The sequence below is a fragment of the Paenibacillus sp. LC231 genome, from assembly GCF_001860525.1.
Lineage (GTDB): Bacteria > Bacillota > Bacilli > Paenibacillales > Paenibacillaceae > Paenibacillus_AQ.
This window is the reverse complement of the sequence record NZ_JFOM01000020.1, coordinates 1-26,992: the sequence shown is the minus strand read 5'-3', so window position 1 is coordinate 26,992 and position 26,992 is coordinate 1. Positions and strand designations below refer to the sequence as shown.

Below are 26,992 nucleotides of genomic sequence, written 5' to 3'. Positions count from 1 at the left end.
CGGAAAAGAATCCACTTTTTCGGAACAAAATCCGTTCAAAAGCTTTTTGTCAAAATTTTATAATTAAAGCGTTTACAAGAGCTTGCCAGCGAGTCCAAATCTGGTTTGAATGGAGGAAATGAAATGACAAGGAAACAGGTGAGAGGGTCATTGCTTGCAATCATTCTTCTACTATCATCCATACTCCAAGCGTGTGGAGGCGGTGGAACATCAGAAGGTGGGGAGTCCGGAAGCGGTGAGAAGGTCAAGATCAAATGGGCGACCTGGGGAAATCCCGGCGAGCTTACCCGCTTTCAGGAGCTCACGAAGGACTTTAATAAGAAGCACTCGGACATTGAGGTCGAATTTATTCCGATTCCGGGCGAATATGATCAGAAAATATTAACCCAATTAACAGGAGGGACCGCCCCGGATATCTTCTATGCAGGGGACGCCCTGGTCGTGAAACTGATCGAGAACCAGAGCATTGAGAATTTGACGCCGTATATGGACGCACCGGAAAGCGTGATCAAGAAGGAGGATTATTTTGAAGGCTTGTGGGGCGCAGCCGTGCGGGATGGTCAGACCTTTGGGGTGCCGGTGGACTGTAATCCGATGGTGCTGTGGTACAACAAGAAGGTGCTGAAGGAAGCAGGGATCACCGAGATGCCGGCCGATCTTCAGGCGAACGGACAGTGGACCTGGGACAAATTCAAGGAAATGTCGGACAAGATCCGAGACAGTAAAAAGTACGGCTACGTGCTGGATAACTCCTGGAACAGCTATCACAGCTGGGTTACTTCCAACGGCGGCCGAGTATACGACGACGAAGGGAACTTCGTAGCGGCTTCGGATCCGAAGGCGATGGAGGCGTTCCGCTTCCTGTACGACAACGTGAAATCCAAAAACATCACCTTCTCCGGCACGCTTCCCAAAGGGCAGGGCGGGGATGCCATGTTTATGTCCAACCAGGTTGGATTCGTTGCTGCAGGCCGCTGGTACCTGCCGCTGTTCAAGAAGAATCAAGGACTTGAATATGACGTGGTCACATGGCCAACCAATACCGGCAATAAAATCGAGCCGGCCGGTATCCCGACCGCATACATGGTGATGAACAAGGCATCGAAGAATAAGGAAGCGGCATACACCTTCTTCTCCGAGTACGTAAGCAAAGAGGGTCAACGTTTCCGCCTGCAGGGCGGCGGCAATGCTGTCCCGTCGGTACAGGGAACGGATGAAGTGGTGCTGGAAGGCAATCTGCCGGAGCATGCCCAGTTATTCCTGGACGCGCGTGAGATCGGGTATTCCCTGACTCCGTTCGAGGCCGGTATTCCCGGGCTTAGCCAGGATATTACGTCCAAGTTCGAGGCGTTGTGGCTGAAAGATCAGGATCTGGAAAGCTCCTTGAAGGATATTCAGGATATGGCCAACAAGAAAATTCAGGATTACAAGAGCGGCAAGAATTGATCCAGCTCTGGGGAGGAACGGTGAGATGAAATGAACACGCAGCCTGCAGGAAGCTCCGGAGCCGCTCCTTCTCCGGAGCGGATTCCGGAGAGGAGAACGACCTTAAAGAGCAAGACGTCCGACGGTTTATGGGGCTACTTTTTTATCTTTCCCCAGATGATCGGCTTGATCGCTTTTTCATTGGTCCCTCTCATCTCGGCTTTTGTCATCAGCATGATGAACTGGGACGGCATGGGAGCCAAGAAGTTTATCGGTCTCCAAAATTTCGTGTCCCAGCTTCAGGATGAGGAGTTCCACATCGCACTGGTGAACACGGTGTATTACACGATTTTGTCGGTACCGACAGGCATCGTTCTCGCCATGCTGGTAGCGGTAGGCTTGAACCGGGTTCGAGGGAAGATACTGTACCGGCTGATCTACTTCATGCCGAACATTACGATGTCCGTTGCCGTCGCCGTTGTGTTTATGTGGCTGTTCAACGCCGACTTCGGCCTTATTAACATGTACCTGCAGCAGTGGTTCGGGATAACGGGCCCCTCCTGGCTGACGGATTCCAGGTACGTGATGCCTTCGATTGCCCTGCTGAGCGTCTGGATGGGGCTGGGAGGCAACATGGTGCTGTTCCTTGCCGGGCTTCAGGGCATATCGAGAAGTTATTACGAGGCAGCCGAAATTGACGGCGCCGGCAAATGGCAGCAGTTGGTCCATATTACGATACCGCTGCTGTCCCCGACGACCTTTTTCGTAACGATCATGTCCATTATCGGTTCCTTTCAGGTGTTCGACCAGTCGTTTGTCATGACCTCCGGCGGGCCGGCGAAGGCCAGTTATACGCTTGTCTATCACATCTACGAGACCGCCTTTGCGGACTTTACCTTTGGCAAGAGCACGGCATCGGCGGTCATCCTGTTCGTCATGATTCTGTCGCTTACCTTGTTCCAGATGAAAATGTCCAAGCGATGGGTGCATTACGAAGACTGATGGTCGAACCTTTAGGAAGGAGGGAAAATGAATGTTACATCGGGGATTGAGGATGTCCACCGTGGTGCTGCATATCGTGCTGATCCTAGGCGCCTGCATGATGGCCCTGCCGTTCGTGTGGATGGTGCTAAGCTCGCTCAAGGATTTGTCGCAAGTATTCGTTGTGCCGCCCAAGTGGATTCCGGACCCGTTCATCTGGTCCAATTATAAGGATTCGCTGACGGCGCTGCCGTTCGGGCGCGCGTATTTCAACAGCTTCTACATCAATATAATCGTCGTGGTTTCACAGCTGGTTACCTGCTCCATGGCGGCTTATGCTTTTGCCAAAATCACGTTCCCGTTCCGGGAGCCGCTGTTCATTCTGTTTCTGGCAACCATGATGGTGCCGGGACAAGTGACCATTATTCCGCTTTACTTGATCATGAAAAATATCGGATGGCTGGATACGCATCTGGCGATTATCGTCCCTTCTGCGCTGCTGAACGCCTTCGGGGTGTTTCTGCTCCGGCAATTCTTCAGAGGCATTCCGAAGGAGATGGAAGAGGCTGCCATCGTGGACGGCGCGAATCGCTGGACGATCTACGCCCGGATCATGCTTCCTCTAATCAAACCGGCTTTATCGGCACTCGGGATTTTCACCTTTCTCGGGATGTGGAACAACTTCTTTAACCCGCTGATATTTCTCAGCAGCACGGATAAGTTTACCGTGCCGATGATGCTGAATTTGTACCGGGGCATGTATTCAACGGATTGGACACTGATGATGGCGGGGGCCTCCATTGCGCTCGTCCCGGTTCTCATCGTGTATATCATCGGGCAGAAATATATTATTGAAGGCGTTACTTTATCCGGAATTAAGGGGTAGGCGAGCTTAAGCAGCCCGTAAGCGGAGTTCTTGTATAGGAACCCCGCTTACGGGTTATTTGTGTTCTGACCAGGATACCAATATAAAGCAGAGGAGCTGCAGTATATTCTCACAGATATACTAGTATGGTAGTATAAGGTAAAATGAGTGCGCTTACATCTAACATATCATGAAGGGGGACGAGGGTATTGTTCAATGTACTTCTGGTGGACGATGAACCATGGGTTCTGGAAGGACTTCGAACCATGATCGATTGGAACCGGTTTGGATTTCAAATATGCGGAGAAGCTCTGAGCGCTCCGGAAGCGCTAAAGTTAATGGAACAGTTGAAGCCCGAGCTGGTGATGACGGATATCCACATGCCAGTCCTGAACGGCCTGGAATTGATTGAGCACAGCAAACGGATACTGCCTCTCCCTCCGAAATTCGTTATTTTGAGCGGATATGATGATTTTGGGTACGCGCATCAAGCCATGCGCCAACGGGTCGCCGAGTATTTGCTGAAGCCGATTGATGACGAGGAGATCGAGGCTGTGCTTGCCAAGCTCAGCCATGAGATCCAGGACGAACTAGACGCTGAACGCAGCTACCGGAAGAAAGCGGGCCTTGCCGTCCATTATTTGTTGAACCGGCTCATTCGTGACGAGTTGAGCCCTGATTTGGCCGAGCAAGCCAGCAAAGCGATGCAAATCCAGGGCGAGCCGCTGCTGCAGTGCCTATTGATTGAAATAGGGATTACTGAAACGGGAGTGGATTGGATCGAATGGATGGCCGATTACGGGCCCCCGAGCTTACTGGGATGCTTCCAGGACAATAGCGGGAGCATCGGAGTGGTGCTGCATGTCGAGCATTCGACTCCGGATGAGGTCATGGAGACTGCGCTGCAGTTACAGTCTGCTCTGGCCCGGGAGCTTGAAGGGCCGGTTATCGTAGCGTTAAGCGGCACAGGGGAGGGAATCCAGGCGATCGGAAAGCTTTACAGGCAAAGCGCGGAGGTGCGCGACGATAAGCGAAGCCAAGGCAGAAGCGGCGTGTTTTGTTACCAAGAGCCGAGAGGAGCCGAGCGGCTCCGGGGACTTCCCTTCGGATGGATGGACGAATTGCTTTCCGTGATTATGGCGGGGGAGCATGCGTCCATCGAGTCATGCTTGGCGCGGATATTTGCGGCCATGACCGATCATCTCCTCCACCTGAGGGCTTTTCAAGCCGATGTGGCCGATCTGGAATTAAAGCTGTGTCGAAGAATCGCGGAGATGAATGGAGATCCGGATCTATTCATGGACCGGCTGCAAAGGAAGCTTGGTCATCTGAGTGATGCTTGCCATAAAGCACCGTTGAAGAATTATATGCGGTTGCTCGCGTTTGAGGCCGCTTCGCAGCTGGAAGAGTTAAGCAAGCTTAACGAGCACAACACCATTTTTCAAGTGATTCAGTATGTCGACCGGGAGTATCGGAGCAGGCTTCAGCTTCAGGATTTGGCACGACATTTCCATATGAACGCCACCTATTTGGGGCAGCTGTTCAAGAAACATGCAGGCAAGCCGTTCAAGGAATACCTGAATGACAAGCGGATCGAGGAGGCCAAGCTGCTGCTGAAACGGAGCGGAATGAAGGTTTCCGAGGTTGCGCTCTATGTCGGGTTCCCGAACGCGGACTATTTTATCCATAAGTTTAAGCTGACAACCGGGATTCTGCCCTCGAATTACAAGAATCATGTTGAAAGCAAGCAGCGCTAAACCGGGAGGGTGCCTTCATGAAGAGAATGTTCAGGCTGGGGAATTTCGTCAACGATATTCCGTTGAAAACTAAATTTTTTCTTATTTTTGTCATTGGTGTACTGCTGCCTATTCTGGTGGTCAACCTCATCTTTATGGATCGGATGTCGGAGCTGATCCGGGAGAGAGAGGAGCAGAACCTCGATATCTCGATGGAGCGGGCTAGGAAGGATATTCATAATTTCATCGACGGCGGGGTGGCTGTAAGTCATGCGCTGAGTACGGATAAGACCCTTTACGAAATGCTCGATCGCGAGTATGAGTCCCAGCTGGACTTCTACGAAACCTTTGATGAGCAGCTCCGGAATCGGGTAACGAGCTACATACCGGTTAACAACCAGATTCAGCGGATTAGCATCTTCACCGAAAATTCCACCATTGTGTCCGGTGGCAATTATCATGTGATCAACGATAATGTGCTCGAGAGCGACTGGTATGCGTTGTGGAAGAGCTCGGCCCATCCGGTGCTGGTGGCGGCATACAGGGCTACGGAGGCAAGCAATTCGGCTTCGACGGTTCCGTATTTAAGCGTCATTGAGAAGATGGATTATTTTGATAGCTATTCCACTTATGAGAAGCTGCTTCGCATCGACATCGACCTGAGCAAGATCTATGACGTCATTGTACGGGAACGCGATTACCTGGATATGTATTTGGTGAACGAGAACAATGAGATTATTATGTCGGCCAGCAGCGGTTATGAAAGAGGGAAGTACAGCGCATATTCGAAGCTTGATCTGGAGCAATACGATGAAGAGGATCGGCATGTGTTCTCGATCGGAACGGCCAGGTACGTGAAGGGGTGGAAGCTGATCGGCATCAACCGGGGGAGCCGGATTACGAGCGCCATGCTGGATATGCAGCTGTTTACCGTTGTATTGGCAGCGGTTGTTACGCTGGTTGCGGCGGTCTTTATTACCGTTATGCTCCGGTCCTACAATTACCGGGTGAAGCGTTTGTCCCGTCATATGCAGAAGGTGAGCAACGAGAAATTCGACTTGATTGAACTGGACGAAGGCCGGGACGAAATCGGCGGACTCATCCGGAATTTCAATCAGATGACAGCGAAGATGAACTCCCTGATCAACAATGTGTACAAGCTGGAGATTCAGAAGAAAAGCCTGGAGATGGAGCGGGTTCGGGCTGAATTGAACTTTTTGCAGAGCCAGATGAATCCCCATTTCCTGTTCAATACCCTGAATGCGATATTGGTGGTCTGCACGAAGAATCGATACACGGATGTGACGGATATTATCAAAAGCTTGTCCAAGCTGCTTCGCAGACTGCTGAGCTGGAGAGAGGATTTGGTCTCCGTGGAGGAGGAAATCAGATTTATCGAAATGTATCTCAAAATCGAAAAATTCCGCTTTCGGGATAAATTCGAATATCAATTCAACATCGATATGGAAGCGCTTCATTATAAAATTCCGAAAATGAGCATTCAGCCGCTCGTTGAGAATGCATGCAAATATGGCCTGCAGGCGATGGATGGAGCGGGTCTGGTGACCATAAGCGCTTCGGTTGCCCGTGATTATCTTCGCATCGTCATTACGGATAGCGGTAAGGGCATTGAGCAAAGCAAGCTACGGGACATTATTCTCTCGGTTCGCAACGAGCAGTTCTCGGGCAACAGCTTCGGCATTCGAAACGTATATCGGCGGCTGGAGCTGTACTACGACGATCATGTCATTTTCAACATTGCCAGCACCCCGAATCAAGGGACAACCGTTTCATTCGAGATTCCGATCCGGCTGTTGGAGTCTCGGGAGCATGAAGGCGGAGAGGGGGAGAACCATGCCATTCAAAGTGCTGTTGATCGATGACGAACCGGGTGCGCTGGAAGGGCTGGCGCTGTGGATCGATTGGGAACGCTTGGGGTTTAGCGTCTGCGGAACCGCGGGTAACGGAGTGGAAGGCTTGAAGATGATTCATGGGCTTGCGCCGGATTTGGTCATTACCGATGTAAACATGCCGCTAATGGACGGGCTTCATATGATTGAAACCTGGCAGGAGCATCACCGGGATAGCGGTGTGAAATTTGCCATCATGAGCGGTTACAGTGAATTTGAATATGCAAGGAAAGCATTGCGGCACGGCATCCATCACTACATGCTGAAGCCTATTATTGCAGAGGAAGCCGAGGAGGAGCTCGGCAAGATTCATACTGAGCTGATGCAGGAGCATCGCAGATTGAGCCTGAGCGCGATTGCTAAGAGGGAAGAGGATGCTTCGCTGATCATGCAAACGCTTCTGGAGATGCCGCTTAGGGCTAGCGGCCTGTCGAGGCTTCAGGTTTTATCCTCCGCCCATCAAGAGTGGAACGTATGTCTGATCCAAGCAGAGTCTGCCTTGTTTCCTGACGTCAGGGAAACCGTCGCCCGCTTGTCCGCCCACGCGAATTCGGAGTATGTCATCGATCTGGAATCGAACCGGTTTGGTTTGGTGTACGGTTATTCCCCTGACAACGGGAGCGTACCCTCAGGCACGATCCGCAGGCTGGTCCGCCATTATGCAGGACAGCGGCTGTTTATGGCTGTAGGAGATGGCCAGCAGTCTCTGGTGCAGATCCGTCGCTGCTACGAAACCGCCAGGGAAGCCATCGAGCATCAATTTTACGATCCGGCGTACGTCGGGATGATTTCATATGAAGAGGTACGGGATCGGCCGTTTCATTATCGTTACCCCACGAACCTGATGGATGATGTCATCAGGTCCGTGGAACTCCTCGACAAGAAGGGATACCGCGAGGCTGCCGGATTGGCTGCGTCCAGGTTTGCGGAGCAGCGAATCGCGCCGGGGATCGTGAAGAAAATGGTGATCCATGTTTTGTATAAAATCATGGATTTGGTGAGGGAGGCGGAAGGTGCGGAAGCTCGAATCCTGGCAGCCAAATCCAATGCAGCTGGATTAACGGACGGAACCTTCCATTTGAACGACTTGATGGGAGAGCTGCTGCGCTTCGGGGAAGAGTGCATCGAGCTTCTTCTCAAGGAACAGGCCCGGCATTCGCAAGGCGTAATCCAGGAGATTAACGATTATATTCGGCAGCACTACCGCGAGAATCTGACCATTAAGCGATTGGCGGAGCTTTTTTATCTGCATCCCGTCTATCTCGGCCAGCTGCTGATGCGTAAGAATGGGATTGGCTTCAACGAACTCATACATAATTTGCGGATTGAGGAAGCGGCTACGCTGTTGAAGCAGAACAAGCTGAAGAACAGCGAAATCGCCGAAAGGGTCGGCTACACCCACTACAACCAATTCCTTAAGCATTTCGAAAAAAGATGGGGCATGGCACCGAATGAGTTCAAGAAGAGGATGTTCTAAAGTTTTTAAGGTTAATGCTTTAATTATAGTATAGTCCGTCTTTGAAAGCGCTTTTACAATAAAGGAAGGTTACATGAAGAGGCGTATCGACCAACGGTGTAACCACATTATGACGGAGGTGCTTTTATGGGGGGTAAGACAAAATCATGGCTTCGGCTCAGCACGGTGTTGCTGTTGTCGCTTTGCATCGTCCTTACGGGCTGCGGGGGCGGAAACGGGAATAGCGGGGCCCAGCCGGAAGCAAAGGACTCCGCAGAACAAACAACACCCGGGACGGACGGGGATAAGATCGAACCATTTGAGGTGAGTGTTTTTATCGGTCAGCCCGACCAGCAACCAACACCTGACAACAAGATTTATAAATTAATCAGGGAAAAGACAGGAGCATCCTTCAAATTCGAGTTCCTGGCAGGCGATATTGACCAGAAGCTCGGCGTTATGATTGCAGGCGGCGATTATCCGGACATGATGACAGCGAATCAAAAGCTGACAGCTGCCGGTGCCTTTATCCCGCTCGAGGATTTGATTGAAGAACATGCGCCAAACTTGAAGAAGCATTATGAGAAGTACTGGAACATGATGAAAGACCCGAATGACGGTCATATTTACAATCTTCCAAACTACGGTGTAACGAATGCGGACGTTAGCTCGTCTTGGTATTCGGGCCCGGCTTTCTGGATTCAGAAGGACGTGTTGGCAGAGGCGGGATATCCAGAGGTTAAAACCTTGGATCAATATTTTGACTTGATTAAACAATACAAGGAAAAGCATCCGACCATCGACGGTACGCCGACGATCGGCTTTGAAATTCTGAACTATGACTGGAAAAACTGGGGGCTGTTCAATGCTCCTCAGCATTTGATCGGTCATCCGAACGATGGCGGTGTGGTCGTTAAAGATGGCAAGGCGGAAATTTTTGCCGATAAGGACTATGCCAAACGCTATTATAAAAAGCTGAACGAGATGAATACCCTGGGCATCATCGACAAAGAAACGTTCACTCAAAACTTCGACCAGTATATGGCGAAAATCTCCAGCGGCGCAGTTCTTGGTATGTTTGACCAGCACTGGAACTTCCAAAGCGCAGAAAACGCGCTGATTACCCAGAAGAAAGATGAAAGAACATATGTTGGTCTTCCGCTTGTATTTGATGAAGGCATCCGGGATCATTACAAAGATCGTCCGGCTCTAAACCTCAATAACGGATTCGGGATTACGGTCAATGCATCCGAAGAGCAGGCTATCAGAATTATTAAACTATTGGATACGCTGATTCAAGAAGATTGGCAAAAAATCTTGGCCTGGGGGATCGAAGGGGAAGATTACATCGTCAAAGATGGCCGATTCATGAAAACGCAAGAGCAGCGCGATCAGTTTACCGATGCAACCTGGAAGCTCGCGAATAAAGCCGATTCCTTCTACGGCCAAGCCCCAAAAATGGAAGGTTTATTCTCGGACGGCAACGCTACAGATGCGGCTGCCCAGCCTGAAGAAATTCTGGCAGGCATGAAAGAGTATGACAAGAACTTCCTCGCCCAATATGGATTCAACAGCTATGTCGACTTCTTCAGTCCGGCTCCCGAGAACGACATCGCTTACCCGGCATGGTCGGTCGACCTGGTAGACGGATCTGAAGCGAAAATCGTGAATACGAAGCAAAATGAGTTGTCCACGAAGTACTTACCAAAAGCCATTCTTGCTAAACCGGAAGAATTCGACAGCGTCTGGGATGAGTACGTCACTGATATCCGCAAGCTCAACATCAAGGCTTATGAAGATCGGATTAATGAAGTGCTGCAATGGAGAAGAGACACTTGGTCTGTTAAGTAAGGCAACGGAAGGTACATGAATCGGAAACGGGAAGGCTTCATGCCTTCCTTGTTTACGAAATATGGGGTTTTGGGGAGAACAAACTTATGGAAGAGACCTTTGTCAAAGACTCTGCCGTCCGGAAGCCTAAGACAAACAAGAAAATCACCTGGGCCGTACTCAAAGAACAGAGACAGTTGATCTATATGTCGGTGCCTCTGATGGCTTACATCATCTTGTTTGCCTACGTTCCTATTTGGGGATGGACCATGGCTTTCCAGGACTACAAGCCGGCTAGAGACTTTAGTGAACAGACGTGGGTAGGATTTAAACATTTTGAATTTCTTTTTAAGGATGAAAGTTTCCTGCAAGTGCTTCGCAATACGCTCGCAATGAGTGTTATCAATATGATTCTCGGCTTTACGACTGCAATTATCCTTGCATTGTTACTGAATGAAATCCGAAAAGTATTTTGGAAAAGAACCGTACAGACGATCTCCTATCTTCCGCACTTTCTATCCTGGATCATCGTAACCGGGATTGTGGCGACGAGCTTGGCTTCGGACGGAATCATCAATGATGTCCTTATGAAGCTGCATCTCATCAAGGAGCCGATCCAATGGCTCAGTGAAGGCAAATACTTCTGGGGAATCGTCGGAGCGTCGCATGTTTGGAAAGAAGTCGGCTGGAATACGATTATATATTTGGCTGCGATGGCATCCATCGACCCGGCGCTTTATGAGGCTGCCGATATGGACGGGGCAAGCCGCTATCGGAAAATGTTCCATGTTACTTTGCCGGGCATTAAGCCAACGATCATTATTCTGTTGATCATGCAGGTCGGTCACATTCTGGAAGCAGGCTTCGAGGTTCAATACTTGCTGGGCAACGGTCTTGTTGTCGACTGGTCGCAAACGGTTGACATTTTCGTGCTGAAGTACGGGCTTGCCCAAGGCAATTACTCATTAGCAACGGCTGCCGGTATATTTAAAACGGTCGTTAGTGTGACGCTGTTATTGATTGCAAACGGAGTCGCGAAACGGCTAGGGGAAGAGAGGCTGCTATAATGGCAAATCAAACAATCAGCCCTGGGCCAGCAACTGCTGCCGCAGCGCCTAAATCCGTCAGAAAAAAAAGAGTAGAGCCGATCCTTTTTAATACATTCAATACCTTGTTTATGATTGGTCTTGTCGTTGTCACATTATATCCGTTTCTGAACACGATCGTCGTTTCCCTGAATGCGGGGAATGATACGATCCGGGGCGGAATCTATCTCTGGCCGAGGGAATTTACCTGGCAGAACTACAAGGCGGTATTTGCTTCGGGAACGATATATGACGCGTTCTGGATTTCCGTGGCACGAACGGTGCTTTCAACGCTGCTGAATCTGGTCTTGACCACGATGCTGGCGTATACGCTGAGCCGTCGGGAATATGTATTCCGCAAGCCGATTACATTGATCTTTATTCTGACGATGTACTTTAACGCAGGCTTGATTCCTGGATATTTTCTGATGAAGGACTTGCACCTGCTGAATTCGTTCTGGGTATATGTGATCCCGTCGATGATCAGCGCATTCAATATGATCGTTATCCGGACGTATATCGGAACGATTCCGGAAAGCTTGGTCGAATCGGCAAGAATTGACGGAGCCGGAGATTTTAAAATCTTCATCCGGATCATCTTCCCGCTGTGTAAGCCGGTGCTGGCAACCATTGCGCTGTTCGTGGCCGTGGGGGCTTGGAACTCCTGGTTCGATGCATTCATCTATACCTCCTCCCGCCAAGAGCTGAGCACTTTGCAGTATGAGCTGATGAAGCTGCTGTCATCCAGTATGAACGCGAACAGCAACCCGGCAGTGGCTGCAGGAGCCGGGATGACGCAGGACGCTGCGGTGAACATGGTAACGCCGATTTCGATTCGCGCTGCCGTAACGGTCGTGGCATCGGTTCCGATTCTGCTGGTTTATCCGTTCATGCAGAAATATTTCGTAGTCGGATTGAACGTGGGCAGCGTCAAGGAATAATCCAGGTTTCGCTATATGACAGACCATAAATGCAACCAATGAGGAGGCAAGCATTCCGTGTCTAAGAGAACAATCATTAGGAGGATCAGCCTGATGCTGATCGCGTTCATGCTGCTCATTCCGCCCAGCTGGAGTGCGGCGGCAGTTGAACCGACCCATACGCCCGCTGATCAGAATCTTGTGATTCACCATCATTTTGATGGCGGGACGGAAGGGTGGTTTAAGCGGGGGACGGAGACGGTGACTTCCGCTACTTATGCCTATGAAGGGACAGGGAGCCTGCTGACGGAGGGAAGAACGGCGAACTGGAACGGGCCGGGGTTTGATCTATCCGCTACGAATCGGCTGGACAAGGGAGCTACCTATGAAATTTCCGCATATGTCCATTTGAAGGAGGGCACCCAAGGGACTCAGCAGCTTCAGCTTGCCATGCAGCAAACCGGAGCCGAGCCGGAATACGTGAACTTCAGCAGTCCGGTCGATGCAACCGCCGACGGGTGGGTAGAGGTGAAGGGCCATTATAAATACGATGCTAATGCTTCGGCCCTGCAGGTGTATTTGCAGAGCCCGAGCAGTCCGGACGCCGCTTATTATATGGACGAATTCAAAGTCCGGCTGATTGAGCCGGCAACGGACCCGGGCGGTGGGACGCCGGGAGAGCATACGGTCGTATGGGATTTTGAAGACGGAACGACGATGGATTGGGGACCACGCGATTCGGAGACCGTAGAAGCTGTCCCAGAAGCAGCCCATAGCGGCGGCTACGGCTTAAAGGTCCATGAGCGGGCGAACAGTTGGAACGGACCCTGCCAAGACGTTAAAGACATCATGGTGAGCCAAAAAACGTATACGATCTCAGCCTATGCGAGGCTTGAGCAGGCACCTGCCGCTCCGGTCAAAATATCCCTTTCGATGGAGAACAAAGCAGCGGGCGCAGCAGAAACGTCCTATACAACCGTTGCCTCAGCCTCCGCGAGCGGCACGGAGTGGGTGGAGCTGAAAGGAACCTTTGGCTTCACTTCGGATATGGAAACATTGAAGCTGTATATGGAAACCTCGGATCTTTCCAATTTCTATATCGATGACATTAAGCTCGCACTGCCGGGCTCGATTCAGACGGATATTCCCGCGCTGAAGGATGTGTATGCGGATTATTTCGAGATTGGGGCAGCCGTGGAGCCCAAGCATCTGTCCGGCGTGCACAAGGAGCTTCTGGATTACCATTACAACTCGCTTGTTGCCGAGAACGTGATGAAGCCGGAATCTCTCAGTCCGAGAGAGGGAACCTATAACTTTACCAACGCGGATCTCATCAGGGATTATGCCAGGGATCATGGCATGAACCTCCGGTTCCATACGCTGCTGTGGCATCAGCAAGGCGCCGAATGGATGCTGAAGGATGATCAGGGCCAATATCTCGAAGCCACGCCGGAGAATAAAGCGCTCGTCCTTCAGAGACTGGAAGCTTATATCCATGATGTGGCCGGCCGCTACAAGGGAGATGCCCGCGATTGGGACGTCGTGAATGAGGTCATTGACGAAGGGCGTCCGGACGGCATGCGGGACAGCCAGTGGTACCGGATAACGGGACTCGACTATATCCGGACCGCCTTTCATGCGGCGCGTGACGCTGCCGGCCCCGAGGCCAAGCTCTACATCAACGATTACAGCACGCACAACCCGAAGAAACGCGATTATCTGCTGAATCTTGTAAAACAGCTGAAGGCGGAAGGCGTTCCGATCGATGGCGTGGGCCATCAAACGCACATCAATATCAGTGGGCCGTCCATCCAGCAAATCTCGGATTCCATCCGGATGTTCGGCGAGGCCGGCTTTGATAATCAGCTTACCGAGCTGGACGTTTCGGTGTACACGAACAATACCGACACCTACCAGACCGTTCCCCAGGAATTGCTCGACAAGCAAGGCTATCGGTACAAAGAGCTGTTTGAAGAATTGAAGCGGCTGGATCAAATGGGCGCCGATGCAGGTGTGGAAGGGGGCTGGATCAGTAATGTCACCCTTTGGGGGATCGCGGACGACCATACCTGGCTGCATGACCGTCCCGCGGGTACGGGACGACAGGATGCCCCGTTTCCTTTTGACAAGCAGTATCAGGCCAAGCCAGCCTATTGGGGGATGGTCGATCCTTCCAGGCTAACGATAGTGAGAAAGACCGGAACGGCCGTGGAGGGGAAGGCGGTTATTGACGGACAGCCGGATTTCGCCTGGAATCTGGTTCCGTCATTTAAGACGGAGCAGCTTGGCTCGATATCTGCCGAATTTAAGACGCTATGGGACAGGGACCATGTCTACGTCAAGGTTGACGTGTCGGACGGCTCGATATCTCCCGGAGATCAGGCCGAAATATTCGCTGTAGTGAACGGTGCTGTGCAAAAAGCCGAGATTCAGCGTGGAGCCGCCAATACGGTCGAGACCGCTGCAGGTTACGCAGGGGAAGCCCTCCTCCAGTTAAACGGAGCAGGAGCGCTGGGCGGCGAGATTTATTTCGATGTCCGAGTAACGGATTCCGGTTCGGATGATGGCTCCGAGCATGGCAAGAACGGAGCGGTGGTGTCCTGGAGCGATCCAAGGCATGCCCAGGACAGCGATCAGGAGGGACTCGGCATTCTAACGCTCACTGCTGCGCCGAAATCGGCCCAGTCCGGCTATGGCACCCCAACGGTAGACGGCGAACTCGACGGCATCTGGAAGGATGCCGGGGAACTGGCAACCGACGTGTGGGTCGAGGGAAACAGCGGCGCGACCGCTACATTCCGGACGCTATGGGATGAGAATCACCTGTACGTTTATGCCATTATTAGCGACAGCTTGTTATCGGATGCGAGTCCCAACGTATGGGAGCAGGATTCGGTAGAGATTTTTGTGGATCAGAATAATGGAAAGACGGATGTTTACCAGGAAGATGATGGACAGTACCGGATGAACTTCATCAATGCGCGTTCCTTCGGCGGTCATGCGGGCGAGGATAATTTCGTTTCCGCTGCGAAGGTTACCGAGGGCGGATATGTCGTTGAAGCAGCGATCCGCCTGGATAAGATCAAACCTGAGAAAGGGACGGTGATCGGGTTCGATTTTCAGGTGAACAACGATGAAGAAGGCCAAGGTACAAGAGACAGTGTGGCCATATGGTCGGATCCGACCGGCCAATCCTATCAGAACACGACCCGATTCGGCGTGCTGGAATTTACGAAGAGCTCCGCTCCCGGCGGAGGAAATGGAGACGGCGGAGAACATAGTGCGGGCGGTGGCGGAAGCAGTCCGAGTCCAGCACCAAGTACGTCTTCACTCGAAATCCGGAACCATGACGGGCGGATTATAGTTGGAGTCTCGAGCCGAGTGCTTCAGCAGGCAATGGAAAAGGCAGTGGCTGGAACTACCGGAACGAAGCGGGTGCTTGTTAACGTTCCGGCGCAGAAAGGAGCCCAGTCCTTTGACATTCTGCTGCCGGGTAAGTGGCTGCTGGAGAATCCGCAGGCAGTTCTCCTAGTCCAAACGGAGTTCGGTACGCTGGAAATGCCAAGCGTGTTGATTCAGGGGACCGGTGTAACGGATACGGAAACCGTAACGCTGCGTCTGGAGAAATCGTCGAGCGGCAATCTGGATGCGGCCCTTCGCGAGGAGATCGGCGATCGTCCGGTGTTCAGGGCAGAGGTTCTTGCTGGCGAGCGGGCTTTGTCCTGGAAACAGGGCAAGCATCGTCTCATCTGGTCGATGCCTTATTTCCCCACCGAGGAAGAGCTTGCACGGCCGAATCATATCATGGTTTGGCATATCGACTCTAACGGGCGCGGGGTTCCGCTTTCCAGCAGCCGGTATAACTCCGCAGATGGGATCGTTCGTGCTGCGCTGCCGCATGGCGGCACGTTTGCAGTCGTTTCCGCATTCAAGACGTTTCATGACCTGAAGCATGTGCCGTGGGCGATCGATGCAATCGAAACGATGGCATCTCGCGGGATCATTCAAGGTGAGACCGAAACAAGTTTCAATCCGTTGAAACCGATTACTCGAGCCGAATTCCTCGTTATGCTCGTACGCGCGTTGGAGCTGGAAGGCTCGGTCGAAGGCCGGGCAGCGTTCGGAGATGTTTTGCCTTCGGCATATTATTACGAAGACGTGCAGATCGCCGCAGAGCTTGGGCTCGTTCAAGGTGTCGGAGGAAACCGTTTCTTGCCGGACACGCCAATGAAACGCCAGGACATGATGGTAACGACGCAGCGTGCTCTGGAGGCAGCCGGCAAGAAGCTGGAAGGACAGAGGTCACTGGATTCTTTTGCTGATGGGGATCAGGTCGCCGAGTATGCTAAATCGAGTGCAGCAGCGCTTGCAGGTTCGGGCATCGTGAACGGAATGAACGGCAAAATCGCGCCGAAGGCATATTTTACGCGTGCTCAGGCCGCTGTGATCCTTGACCGGATCTGGAATTGGAATGATTAAGGCTGTGAAACGTTAATACGATGATCGGACTTGCACATTGAAAGCCTGAATGAAAATTATGAATGAGTTTGGAGGCCAGCCGTGAGTAACGGGCTGGCCTTTTCTGTGTAGATGCCGGATTAGGCCAGGCGGACCGTACGCTATAAATCATGCAGGACAGGCCAATGCTTTTCTAGTAAATGACGTCTATCTTCTTGCTTTCTTGGAAAACCTATTCATAGATTCAAGATTCCAAGTTACCGCTATCTAATAATCTATGAATATAGGTTGGGGGTTGATGTTCTTGTTTAGTTCATCCGTTCATGCTGAAGAAGCGAACCACCCGGAGTGGGCACCCGAGCTTCTGGGGAGGGTTACCAAACGGATCGGGAGTGTCATTGTCGGACATGAGGAGCAAATCTCGTTAACGATGATTGCCTTGCTGGCCGGAGGACATGTGCTGCTGGAGGATGTGCCGGGAGTCGGGAAGACCATGCTGGTGAAGTCGGTGGCCTCGTTAATTGGCTGCGATTTCAGCCGCATTCAGTTTACGTATGACTTGATGCCAGGGGATATTACAGGGGCGTCGGTCTATTATCCGCATACGGGAGAATTCGTATTCAGGCCAGGACCCGTGATGTCCAATATTGTGTTGGCCGATGAGATCAACCGGGCATCACCGCGGGCGCAATCCGCGCTGCTGGAGGCGATGGAAGAGGGGCGCGTCACCGTGGACGGCCATACGTATCCGCTGCCTGCCCCGTTCTTCCTGCTGGCAACGCAAAATCCGTACGAATATGAAGGCACAAGCCGCCTGCCGGAGGCGCAGTTGGACCGCTTTTTGATGAGATTATCGCTGGGATATCCCAATATGGAAGGTGAATTGGAGCTGCTGGAGCGGGGGATGGGCAGTTCCAGACTGGACGATCTGAAGCCCCTCATGATGGGATCCGAACTCATACGAATGCAGCAGATGGTTTCCCGCGTATTTGTGGATGACACCATAAAACGTTACATGGTCAGTGTGGCCGATGCATCCCGAAAACAGCAAGGTGTGTCCTTAGGGATTAGTCCGAGAGGGACATTGGCGTGGCTCCGCGCTTCACAGGCGGCCGCCTTTTTGACAGGACGAATGTATGTCATCCCTGATGACTGCCTGCGTGTTGCCGTTCCTGTCCTCACCCACCGGCTTCATCTGTCTCATGAGGCACGCGCTGCCGGCATAACTCCTTATGAAATGGTGGAGTCCATCATTACGAGGTTTGATCTGCCGCGCCAGCGAAGCCGGAAGGGGAATCCGTCATGAAACGCCGTCTGCTGGAATGGTCGAGAGGAGTGGCCATCTGGTCCGTTTCTTTGGGTCTTTATGTTTGGTTAGGCGGTGAATCGCTGCGTCTTGTATGGTGGGCAAGCACCATTCTATTGCTTGGCGGAGCTTTGACGAGTTTGCTGGGCCCAACACGAATCACCATTTCGCATACAAGCTCCCCTTCATGCATACAGGCGGGAGATTCTGCTCAGATGACGGTTCAAGTAACCTATCGTTCTCTTCTGCCCGTGCCGTGGCTTATCATAACCGACCGGATCGGCATCAGGGAATACCGTAAGCTGCTGTTCCCCGCCATGAAGCGAAGGTTCGAGTATACCTACAGACTGAACCAGGTTCCCCGCGGAGTCTGGTCTTCGATCGATAGCGAGGTGGAATGGGGCGATATGTTCGGCTGGTTCAGAACAAGCCGGAGCGTGCAAAGCGATACTGGCGGTATAATTGTGCTGCCAAGACCCGCCGAGTGGCCGGAGGCCCAAGTGCCCATGCATGGAAGCGATATGGACTTCGAAGATGAACGGGTACGCTTCCATGTTTGGAATGAAATGAGAGGATCGGGCGTGCGCGACTATGTTCCCGGTGATCCCATGAACCGGATTCATTGGAAGAATTCCGCGAAGCTGGGACGCCTGCAATCCTTCATGCCGCATGAGGGGTATGGATCAAGGCAGGGGGTTGTGCTGGATACATCGCTCCAAGGGTATGCAGGTCTTGGCGCCTTGAAACCGGAGGATGCATTTGAAGACGCGGTATCTGCGGCAGCAGGATTTGTATCCCGGCTCATCCGCTACAAAGTTCCCTATCAACTATATATCGATGGGGCTGGGATAGAGGATCGGCGAAACGAATACAAGGACGTGTTCAAGGGGCAGCAGGACACGTTAGTTCCGTTTGCCTCCGTTCAGCTAACCGGGAACGGTCCTGTAAGGGACCGAAGCTTCGAGAAGTCTCTTTCTCCCTCGCAAAAGAATAAGGATTGGGTGATTATTACGGGCGTTTTTCATGAGGGAGCGGCTGTCGTAGCAATCCACCTGCTGAATGAGGGCAGCAGAAAGGTTACCATCTTCTGTACGCAAAGTGTAACGCGTTTGAAATCGGCTGGCAACTCAGGCTTAGAGGTGAGTCCATTAGAGAATCAGGCGTTGCCTGAGTGGGCACGGGAGTTTTTCAACAAAGGCGGAAGGCTGGTTTACTTGCATGAAAAGTGGACAGAGAGGAAGCCAATGAAGATAGGAGGTGCCGACCATGAGCGGACCGGGAAGCTCGCCCGTTAGGGATGGAGGCCATCGTAAGGCCGGAATATCCGGAGCCTGGAATGTACCCTCTATTTTCGTCTCCCGATTGACGCACGGAACACTTCTTCATCGTATATTGATTACGCTGCCGGTTATGGGACTGCTGTCAGAGTGGCTATTGCCGCTTCGGGATGCAGGTGACATGGGCAGCCATCTTATGCTGCAAACCTTATTCATCTGGGCTTTATTCTTGCTGCTCCAAGGATTGTTTACGCTGCGGGGCTGGGTATGGCTGCCGCTGAACGCCGTTCTGGTGGTCTGGCTGTGTGCCCGGTTGTTTGAATATAACCATCCGCTGGCATGGCTGTCCGATTATGCTTCGGAGACACTTCCGGGTGACGTTTCGGCATTCGGAAATGCGTGGGAGTTTACTGCCTTAAGCCAGGAGACGAGAACGATCATCCTGCTTGTCGGCTGGGCAATCATGGTATCCGCGGTCCATATGCTGGCTTTGTATCGCCGAACCGTGTGGCTGTTTGGCGGCTCGACGCTGGTTTATTTGGCGGTGCTGGAATCGGCCATGGAAGAAAGCATCTATGGCGATATGCTGCGTGCGGTGCTGTACATTTTGCTGGCCCAGGGCATGATGTTGATCCTAAAGCTGAAGCAGGAAACTGTGGAGGGAACCTCTTTTGAATTGGACATCCCTGAGCCTGTTCGATCCGGCCGCTTGTCCGGGCTGCCTGTGCTTCGCTGGAGTCTGGTTGTGCTGCTTGCTTCCGGTCTGATCGCCGGTATTACCCGAGTGGGAGGAGCTATTAGCGAGCCGTCGGCCGGTGTGGGATTAACGGTGTCCGAAATGGCGGCACGTCTGACGGGATGGGGAGACCTTGTCTGGGGAAACAGGGAACCGTCGATTCCTGCCTCCCAAGTTGCCGGATATGCTTCCCAAGGAAAAGATTTGGGAGGTCCGTTAACGCTGAGTGATGCGTTGTATTTTACCGCGCAGTCGCCTGAACCGACTTATTGGCGAGGAGACACGTATAATCGGTATGATGGACGGAAGTGGGAGGCGGATCCTTCAATCCGCAAGCCCGTGAAGCTGTCCGAGGACCTGAGCGGCATCCTGCCCTATTGGGAGCGTCCTTTCGGGGACAAGCTTGTTCAGACACTGACTTTTGAACAAGATACTCCGATCCAGTCCGTGCTGTCAGGAGGCATTATTACCAGCGTAAAGGAGATCCATTTCTCCAAAGAGAGAGGTACACCGAGGCTCGCCGTTGACAGGCTGTCCGAAACGGTATCCTTGCAGGGCGAAAGGGCGGTATCCGGTTATACCATAGAAACTTTATATAGTCAGCCTGAGGAGCAATCGCTTCGCAGTGCGACTAACAACGATCCCGAATATATGAAGGAAATGTATCTGCAGCTTCCCGAGCAACTGCCCCTCAGGGTGAGCGATTTAGCAAGGGAGATCACATGGGACGCTGAGAACAGGTATGAAAAGGTGAAAGCTATCGAATCCTATTTGGAGCAGAACTATACCTATTCCCTGCAAACGTCCGTGCCTCCGGAAGGCAGGGATTTTACCGATTATTTTTTGTTTGATACGAAGGAAGGATACTGCGTTCATTTTGCTACGACGATGACCGTGCTGCTCCGATCCGAAGGCATCCCGGCACGCTACGTGACCGGATTTGCACCGGGTGAGCGGGTGGCAGGTACGGTTGACCGTTATGAGGTAGCCCAAAAGAATGCGCATGCATGGGTTGAGGTTTTTTTTCCGGGACAAGGCTGGGTGCTGTTCGATCCGACCCCGGGCTTTAGCATCGAGCAGATGTCCACGCCTTCACTGGTTGGTGATTCCGGTTCTGCCGGGCTTAAGTACTGGAACAGCCTGTGGAACTCCATGATTTACGGAGCCGTTAAAGTACTCTTTCTGATAACCGCCATCGGTCCTGTGATGTTTGGGGGCGTGCTACTATTGGTTCTTCCCATCCTGGTGGCGGTTGTTTATCAAATTCCGACCGTGCGCCAAAGTTTGGCCTTTCTGAGGATGGCCAGAACGATAGCGGTAAGCGGGCGGGAGGGACTCGTATCGATCTCGGTATGGGTTTGGGACAAGCTCCAGCGAAGGTTTGGAGATTTGGAAAAAGGGCAGACCATGCGTCAATACGTCAATGCCTTGTCGATTGCTGATGCCGAATTCAGGGCGGAGCTGGAGCAGTTTGCGCAGCGCTGGGAGCGGGCGGCATACGATGACGAACCGTGGTCCCGTACCGAAAAAGTACTCTTTTTACGCCAATGTATTCGAATTGTCAAAAAACTGGCATGAAAACAAAAGCCCCTCTTTCTTGACGGTATGAATTAGGGTTGCGTATAATTAATTTCATTAATCAAGGGAGGCCCGGTAATGAATAAGCCTAATGAAATCATCGTCGTTTTAGACTTCGGTGGACAGTACAACCAACTTATAGCACGACGCATTCGCGATCTCGGCGTTTATAGTGAGCTTCTGCCATACAACACGTCCGCTCAGAAAATTAAAGAACTTTCCCCGCGCGGCATTGTTTTCTCAGGAGGTCCTTCCAGCGTGTATTCCGAGAATGCACCGCATGTGGACCCCGCCATTTATGACCTGGGACTGCCGATCTTCGGCATTTGCTACGGCATGCAGCTGATGGCTCAACAGCTGGACGGAAAAGTAGAACGTGCTTCGAAACGTGAATACGGCAAAGCCGAATTGGAGTTTGCTCCGAACTCGACGCTTGTCAAAGGGATTGAGCAAAAACAAACGGTATGGATGAGTCATGGTGATCACGTGGTATCGCTGCCTTCCGGCTTTAAGCTGGATGCAGGAACGGAATCCGCTCCGATCGCCGCAATGAGTAACGAGGATAAGAAGCTGTACGCCGTGCAGTTCCATCCGGAAGTTCGTCACTCCGTCCACGGCAATGAAATGATCAAGAATTTCTTGTATGAAGTGTGCGAATGCGAAGGCAACTGGAGCATGGAGACTTTTATCGAGGACCAGGTCCGTGAAATCCGTGAAGTCGTTGGCGAGCAAAAAGTGCTGTGCGCGCTGAGCGGCGGCGTGGATTCCTCCGTTGTGGCCATGCTGATCCACAAGGCAATCGGCGATCAGCTGACATGCATGTTCATCGATCATGGACTGCTGCGTAAGGGCGAAGCTGAGAGCGTTATGGAAACCTTCGTCGGCAAGTTTGATATGAAGGTCGTTAAGATTGACGCTCAGGAACGTTTCATGTCCAAGCTGAAAGGCGTAGACGATCCGGAGAAAAAACGGAAAATCATCGGCAACGAGTTCATCTACGTATTCGATGAGGAGTCCAGCAAGTTTGATGATTTTGCATTCTTGGCTCAAGGCACGCTGTATACCGATATCGTGGAGAGCGGTACGGACACGGCGCATACGATCAAATCCCACCACAATGTCGGCGGGCTTCCAGAAGACATGAAATTCACGCTGATCGAGCCGTTGAAAGCTCTCTTTAAGGATGAGGTTCGTAAAGTCGGCGAGGAGCTGGGCTTACCGGATGAGATCGTTCACCGTCAGCCTTTCCCTGGCCCAGGTCTTGCGATCCGCGTACTGGGTGAAGTAACGGAGGACAAGCTGCAAATCGTTCGTGATTCCGACTACATCCTGCGTGAAGAGATCGCGAAAGCGGGATTGGATCGCGAGATCTGGCAGTATTTCACGGCGCTTCCGAACATGAAGAGTGTCGGCGTCATGGGTGATGCACGTACGTATTCCTACACCGTAGGCATCCGTGCCGTAACCTCCATTGACGGCATGACAGCGGACTGGGCACGTATCCCATGGGATGTGCTGGAGAAAATCTCCGTTCGTATCGTGAACGAAGTCGAGAACGTCAACCGTATCGTGTATGACGTGACTTCCAAACCGCCAGCAACGATCGAGTGGGAATAGTTTTTATACAGCTGTACTAAACCCCAAAACCTTCAAATCCACACCTGTGGAATTGAAGGTTTTTTTATGTGTGCTTGTACGACCAAAACCGTTCTCCTCTGGACGGGTAAATGTCATTGGTTTTATTGCATGCATCTTTTGTGAATTAAGATAAATAATACGTTAGGGTGCAAAAGTCAGGTGCGAGCGTTAAGGGAGGTTGAACCAAGACCTAAACCCGTGAGGAGGAAAAAGAATGAAAGCTATCGTCATTGATCGTTATGGGGGCAAGGAAGAACTACAGGAAAGAGAAGTGCCTACCCCTTCACCGCAAGCGCATCAGGTCTTAGTTAAGGTGGCCGCCACCTCGATAAATCCAATAGACTGGAAGCTTCGTGAGGGCTATTTAAAACAAATGATGGATTGGGAGTTTCCGATTATTTTGGGTTGGGATGTGGCTGGGACGATTTCGGAAATTGGGGACGAGGTAACGGATTGGAAGGTGGGAGACGAAGTTTTTGCCCGTCCGGAAACGACCCGTTTTGGCACATATGCCGAATATACTTTGGTGGATGATCACCTGCTGGCGCGTAAGCCTGCTGCTATCTCATGGGAGGAAGCCGCATCCGTTCCGCTCGCAGGACTGACGGCTTGGCAGGCGCTGTTTACACATGGTGAACTGACCCATGGAGAGAAGGTATTGATTCACGCAGGCGCAGGTGGCGTTGGCATGTTCGCAATCCAGTTTGCCAAACAAGCGGGCGCCTATGTGATTACGACAGCCAGTGAGCGTAATCATGAGCTGCTGGCTTCACTCGGAGCTGACCAGATTATTGATTATCGGACGACCCCTTTTGAAGATGTTTTATCGGATGTGGATGTCGTGTTCGATACGATGGGCGGTGACGTTCAGAAGAACAGCTTTAAAGTGTTGAAGAAACATACCGGGCGAATCATATCCATTGTGAGCGATTTTGATGAAGAGCTGGTAAGACAATACGACGTAACCGCTAAAAATATATGGCTGGATCCCAATGGTCAGCAGCTTCAGGAAATAGCCGCCCTGTTGGAGCAAAAAAAAGTAAGATCCATAGTTGGAGCTACGTTTCCTTTTTCGCAAAAAGGGCTCTCCGATGCCCACGCATTAAGTGAGACCCACCATGCTGTCGGTAAAATAGCTATAAGTTTCTCCTAAGGAGCACAGTGACCCCTGTTTCATCCTGCGTGTGGAAACCATCCGGTTTCGATCGCGTCTGCTGTCATCGAGTGAAATGAGAGGGCTAGGTGGGGATCGTAAGGACAGCTAAGATTTGAAAATTGAAATCGAATGTACCTCGCGAGCGGATTTGAGTGGTTATGTGCACATTGTCCCCTGTTCCGGGGGTGTATTTTGTCGTATGTAGTTCGGTTGTCCTAGAATGAATAGGTTGTGGAATATCAAATCCCGAACGTTTCTTTAAATTGACAGGTGCAATATTCGTTTTTGTTATTGACAAGGTTGGGCTTCTCGTCCTAGAATATGTGTAGAAACTGACATGACAACTACAAATAACGAGCTTTTTCGTATAATCCCGGGAATGGGCCCGGGAGTCTCTACAGGTCACCGTAATGATCTCGCTACGAAAAGAAGAGCGGCAATATAATGATGCGGACTCGTCCAGCATTCGAGATATCGGCCAGCAAGATGGAGCAGCGTTCCATTAAGCAGCAGCCGGTTATTCGATAAGGATGCTGCCCTGCAGCATGCGAATGATTGTTTTGCGGCTCTTTTTTCAAGCGACGGCCCTGGGGATTTATCCTTAGGGTCTTTTTTGTATGTTGCCGGTCATTAATTTTAAGGGGGATATCTCTACAATGGAGCGTTTCTTTAAACTAAAGGAACACGGAACAAATGTAAGAACCGAGATTATCGCAGGCTTGACGACCTTTATGACCATGGCTTACATCCTGCTGGTCAACAATCTGTTCCTGGGACCTGATGGCGCAGGTATTCCGCAGGAAGGCGTATTTTTCGCTACTGCAGTAGGTGCCGGTCTCGTGACGATGGCCATGGGCTTCTTCGTTAACATTCCGGTTGCGTTGGCACCAGGTATGGGTTTGAACGCGTATTTCATGACGGTGGTATTAAGCTCGAACGGTGCGATTACTTGGCAGGCCGCACTCGGTGCAGTATTCATCTCGGGTATTGTCTTCATCATTCTCACGGTAACCAAAGTCCGCCAAATGCTGCTGACTGCAGTTCCGAACAACTTAAAGATTGCTATTACCGTCGGCATCGGCTTGTTCATTACCATCGTAGGTCTTAAGCTGGGCAACATTGTGACGGCTTCCATTAACCCGGGAACGGATATTACTCATCCGGTACCAGGCGGTGCCTTCAATCTTGGCCTTGGGAATTTCGTTGAGAACAAGGATACGCTGCTTGCGATCATCGGGCTGTTCCTGATCGCCATCCTGATGGTCCTGAAACTGAAAGGCGCTCTGCTTATTGGTATCGTGCTCACGACGCTGATTGGTATTCCGATGGGAGTAACCGATCTGTCAGGTCTAAGCACTGCAAGCTGGATTCCTTCATTTGATAATCTGGCTGTCGGACAGATGGACTTGAAGGGCGCGCTTGGCATTGGTCTTATCGAAGTTATTTTCATCTTTACATTCGTTGAACTATTCGATACGTTCGGTACATTGGTTGGTACCGCAGGTCGTGCGGGACTCCTCAAGAACAAAGAGGAAGGCGAGAAGAAGCTTGGTAAAGCGATGCTCGTGGATGCCGGCGGCGTAAGCGCAGGCGCATTCCTTGGAACAAGTACGATCACAGCTTTCGTAGAAAGTACTTCGGGTGTCGCCGAGGGTGGACGTACAGGCTTGACCGCTGTTACTACTGGCGTACTCTTTATACTGGCATTGTTCTTGGCTCCGATTGCTCTGGTTGTTCCTTCGGCTGCTACCGCGCCGGCACTCGTAATTGTCGGTGTGCTGATGATGAGTCAGGTTCGGGATATCGAGTGGGATGATTTCATGCAGGCATTCCCGGCATTCTTGACCATCATCCTGATGCCATTCACTGGCGGTATCGCTAACGGCATCTCTGCTGGTATCATTGCTTATGTCATCCTTGCAGTATTCGGCAAGTTGATTGGACGCACAGATACTAAGGTGCATTGGCTGATGTGGATCTTGTTTGTGATCATCCTGATCCGATACGCTTTCCTCGGTGCCGAGTAGTTTCGGAATACTACTATATAAATGAATAAATAAGTGAAGGCTTCGGGTATCTATCCGGAGCCTTCACTTTTTATGTCTGCCAATGCAGGTATGGGTAATTGCTAAAATAACAGGATGTTGGGGAAGCTAGGGTTAAGTTAGTCATATTACTATAGAAAGGTTTTGTCACCGAGTAGACGTGTCATCAAGAGCATTATATTAATAGAGAGCATTCTATGAAAAAACTTTTCGAAAAAGACTTGTATTCTTGATCTGCACATGGTATATTATATTTCCGGCCAAGAAATACGGTCGAAACAAACGCTTGGAACAACAAGCCGAAATGAATTTGAAAAATTAAATTCAAGAAAAGCTTGCAATGAACGAGCGGATGTGATAAGATATAAGAGTTGCTAACGAGATAAACTGTTGGCGACAAACGAAGAAGTTGATCTTTGAAAACTGAACAACGAGTGAGTAAAACGAACCACTTTGGTGGGGAGTTGAAATAGAGAATTGAACAAATTCTCGTCAGTTAAGAAATGAGCAAGTCAAACACTTTATTGGAGAGTTTGATCCTGGCTCAGGACGAACGCTGGCGGCGTGCCTAATACATGCAAGTCGAGCGG

The 26,992-nt window shown here is 51.3% G+C and carries 16 protein-coding genes, 1 rRNA gene and 1 riboswitch; all 17 genes read left to right on the top strand.

Annotated elements, in window-relative coordinates:
- Nucleotides 1-123 precede the first annotated feature (123 nt).
- Nucleotides 124-1,446: an ABC transporter substrate-binding protein gene (locus tag AK95_RS15405; RefSeq protein WP_071220850.1), complete on the top strand. Its 1,323-nt coding sequence runs from the start codon at nucleotides 124-126 to the stop codon at nucleotides 1,444-1,446.
- A gap of 30 nt (nucleotides 1,447-1,476) precedes the next feature.
- Nucleotides 1,477-2,427, top strand: a complete 951-nt coding sequence (locus AK95_RS15400) for a carbohydrate ABC transporter permease (RefSeq protein ID WP_083397642.1) — start codon at nucleotides 1,477-1,479, stop codon at nucleotides 2,425-2,427.
- A 31-nt stretch (nucleotides 2,428-2,458) separates the two neighbouring features.
- Nucleotides 2,459-3,292: a carbohydrate ABC transporter permease gene (locus AK95_RS15395; RefSeq protein WP_071220849.1), complete on the top strand. Its 834-nt coding sequence runs from the start codon at nucleotides 2,459-2,461 to the stop codon at nucleotides 3,290-3,292.
- Nucleotides 3,293-3,480: 188 nt separating this feature from the next.
- The gene (locus tag AK95_RS15390; protein WP_071220848.1) at nucleotides 3,481-5,028 is read left to right on the top strand and encodes a helix-turn-helix domain-containing protein; all 1,548 of its coding nucleotides are present in this window, start codon (nucleotides 3,481-3,483) and stop codon (nucleotides 5,026-5,028) included.
- Between the two features lie 17 nt (nucleotides 5,029-5,045).
- On the top strand, nucleotides 5,046-6,890 hold the full coding sequence (locus AK95_RS15385; protein WP_071220847.1) for a sensor histidine kinase: 1,845 nt from the start codon (nucleotides 5,046-5,048) through the stop codon (nucleotides 6,888-6,890).
- Nucleotides 6,862-8,394, top strand: a complete 1,533-nt coding sequence (locus AK95_RS15380) for a response regulator (protein WP_071220846.1) — start codon at nucleotides 6,862-6,864, stop codon at nucleotides 8,392-8,394. The genes AK95_RS15385 and AK95_RS15380 overlap by 29 nt, the downstream gene beginning before the upstream one ends.
- A 126-nt stretch (nucleotides 8,395-8,520) precedes the next feature.
- Nucleotides 8,521-10,224 carry an extracellular solute-binding protein gene (locus AK95_RS15375; RefSeq protein ID WP_071220845.1) on the top strand — a complete coding sequence of 568 codons (1,704 nt, stop codon included), beginning with the start codon at nucleotides 8,521-8,523 and terminating at the stop codon, nucleotides 10,222-10,224.
- Between the two features lie 86 nt (nucleotides 10,225-10,310).
- Nucleotides 10,311-11,270 (top strand): ABC transporter permease, encoded by a 960-nt coding sequence (locus tag AK95_RS15370; RefSeq protein WP_071220844.1) that lies wholly within the window; start codon nucleotides 10,311-10,313, stop codon nucleotides 11,268-11,270.
- Entirely contained in the window at nucleotides 11,270-12,229 is a 960-nt protein-coding gene (locus AK95_RS15365) for a carbohydrate ABC transporter permease (RefSeq protein WP_007127858.1), read from the top strand. Before AK95_RS15370 ends, AK95_RS15365 begins: the two co-directional genes overlap by 1 nt.
- A gap of 57 nt (nucleotides 12,230-12,286) precedes the next feature.
- Nucleotides 12,287-16,687, top strand: coding sequence for an endo-1,4-beta-xylanase (locus tag AK95_RS15360; protein ID WP_235613126.1), 4,401 nt, complete (start codon nucleotides 12,287-12,289; stop codon nucleotides 16,685-16,687).
- 277 nt (nucleotides 16,688-16,964) lie between these two features.
- A complete protein-coding gene (locus AK95_RS15355) occupies nucleotides 16,965-17,972 on the top strand; it encodes an AAA family ATPase (RefSeq protein WP_071220842.1) in 1,008 nt (335 codons plus the stop codon).
- Nucleotides 17,969-19,267: a DUF58 domain-containing protein gene (locus tag AK95_RS15350; RefSeq protein ID WP_071220841.1), complete on the top strand. Its 1,299-nt coding sequence runs from the start codon at nucleotides 17,969-17,971 to the stop codon at nucleotides 19,265-19,267. Before AK95_RS15355 ends, AK95_RS15350 begins: the two co-directional genes overlap by 4 nt.
- Entirely contained in the window at nucleotides 19,239-21,563 is a 2,325-nt protein-coding gene (locus AK95_RS15345) for a transglutaminase TgpA family protein (protein ID WP_071220840.1), read from the top strand. The genes AK95_RS15350 and AK95_RS15345 overlap by 29 nt, the downstream gene beginning before the upstream one ends.
- Nucleotides 21,564-21,641: 78 nt before the next feature.
- Nucleotides 21,642-23,180, top strand: coding sequence for a glutamine-hydrolyzing GMP synthase (gene guaA / locus AK95_RS15340; RefSeq protein ID WP_071220839.1), 1,539 nt, complete (start codon nucleotides 21,642-21,644; stop codon nucleotides 23,178-23,180).
- Between the two features lie 235 nt (nucleotides 23,181-23,415).
- The gene (locus tag AK95_RS15335) at nucleotides 23,416-24,354 is read left to right on the top strand and encodes an NADP-dependent oxidoreductase (RefSeq protein ID WP_071220838.1); all 939 of its coding nucleotides are present in this window, start codon (nucleotides 23,416-23,418) and stop codon (nucleotides 24,352-24,354) included.
- Nucleotides 24,355-24,700: 346 nt separating this feature from the next.
- Nucleotides 24,701-24,799, top strand: a riboswitch (purine riboswitch).
- Between the two features lie 214 nt (nucleotides 24,800-25,013).
- Nucleotides 25,014-26,384: an NCS2 family permease gene (locus AK95_RS15330; RefSeq protein WP_071220837.1), complete on the top strand. Its 1,371-nt coding sequence runs from the start codon at nucleotides 25,014-25,016 to the stop codon at nucleotides 26,382-26,384.
- Between the two features lie 539 nt (nucleotides 26,385-26,923).
- Nucleotides 26,924-26,992, top strand: a 16S ribosomal RNA gene (locus AK95_RS15325); the annotation flags it as partial.

What these genes read in the sequence shown, in the direction of transcription:
- AK95_RS15405 (WP_071220850.1), top strand. Translation starts at nt 124, where the DNA reads ATGACAAGGAAACAGGTGAGAGGGTCATTGCTTGCAATCATTCTTCTA.
- AK95_RS15400 (WP_083397642.1), top strand. Translation starts at nt 1,477, where the DNA reads ATGAACACGCAGCCTGCAGGAAGCTCCGGAGCCGCTCCTTCTCCGGAG.
- AK95_RS15395 (WP_071220849.1), top strand. Translation starts at nt 2,459, where the DNA reads ATGTTACATCGGGGATTGAGGATGTCCACCGTGGTGCTGCATATCGTG.
- AK95_RS15385 (WP_071220847.1), top strand. Translation starts at nt 5,046, where the DNA reads ATGAAGAGAATGTTCAGGCTGGGGAATTTCGTCAACGATATTCCGTTG.
- AK95_RS15380 (WP_071220846.1), top strand. Translation starts at nt 6,862, where the DNA reads ATGCCATTCAAAGTGCTGTTGATCGATGACGAACCGGGTGCGCTGGAA.
- AK95_RS15375 (WP_071220845.1), top strand. Translation starts at nt 8,521, where the DNA reads ATGGGGGGTAAGACAAAATCATGGCTTCGGCTCAGCACGGTGTTGCTG.
- AK95_RS15370 (WP_071220844.1), top strand. Translation starts at nt 10,311, where the DNA reads ATGGAAGAGACCTTTGTCAAAGACTCTGCCGTCCGGAAGCCTAAGACA.
- AK95_RS15365 (WP_007127858.1), top strand. Translation starts at nt 11,270, where the DNA reads ATGGCAAATCAAACAATCAGCCCTGGGCCAGCAACTGCTGCCGCAGCG.
- AK95_RS15355 (WP_071220842.1), top strand. Translation starts at nt 16,965, where the DNA reads ATGTTCTTGTTTAGTTCATCCGTTCATGCTGAAGAAGCGAACCACCCG.
- AK95_RS15350 (WP_071220841.1), top strand. Translation starts at nt 17,969, where the DNA reads ATGAAACGCCGTCTGCTGGAATGGTCGAGAGGAGTGGCCATCTGGTCC.
- AK95_RS15345 (WP_071220840.1), top strand. Translation starts at nt 19,239, where the DNA reads ATGAGCGGACCGGGAAGCTCGCCCGTTAGGGATGGAGGCCATCGTAAG.
- guaA (WP_071220839.1), top strand. Translation starts at nt 21,642, where the DNA reads ATGAATAAGCCTAATGAAATCATCGTCGTTTTAGACTTCGGTGGACAG.
- AK95_RS15335 (WP_071220838.1), top strand. Translation starts at nt 23,416, where the DNA reads ATGAAAGCTATCGTCATTGATCGTTATGGGGGCAAGGAAGAACTACAG.
- AK95_RS15330 (WP_071220837.1), top strand. Translation starts at nt 25,014, where the DNA reads ATGGAGCGTTTCTTTAAACTAAAGGAACACGGAACAAATGTAAGAACC.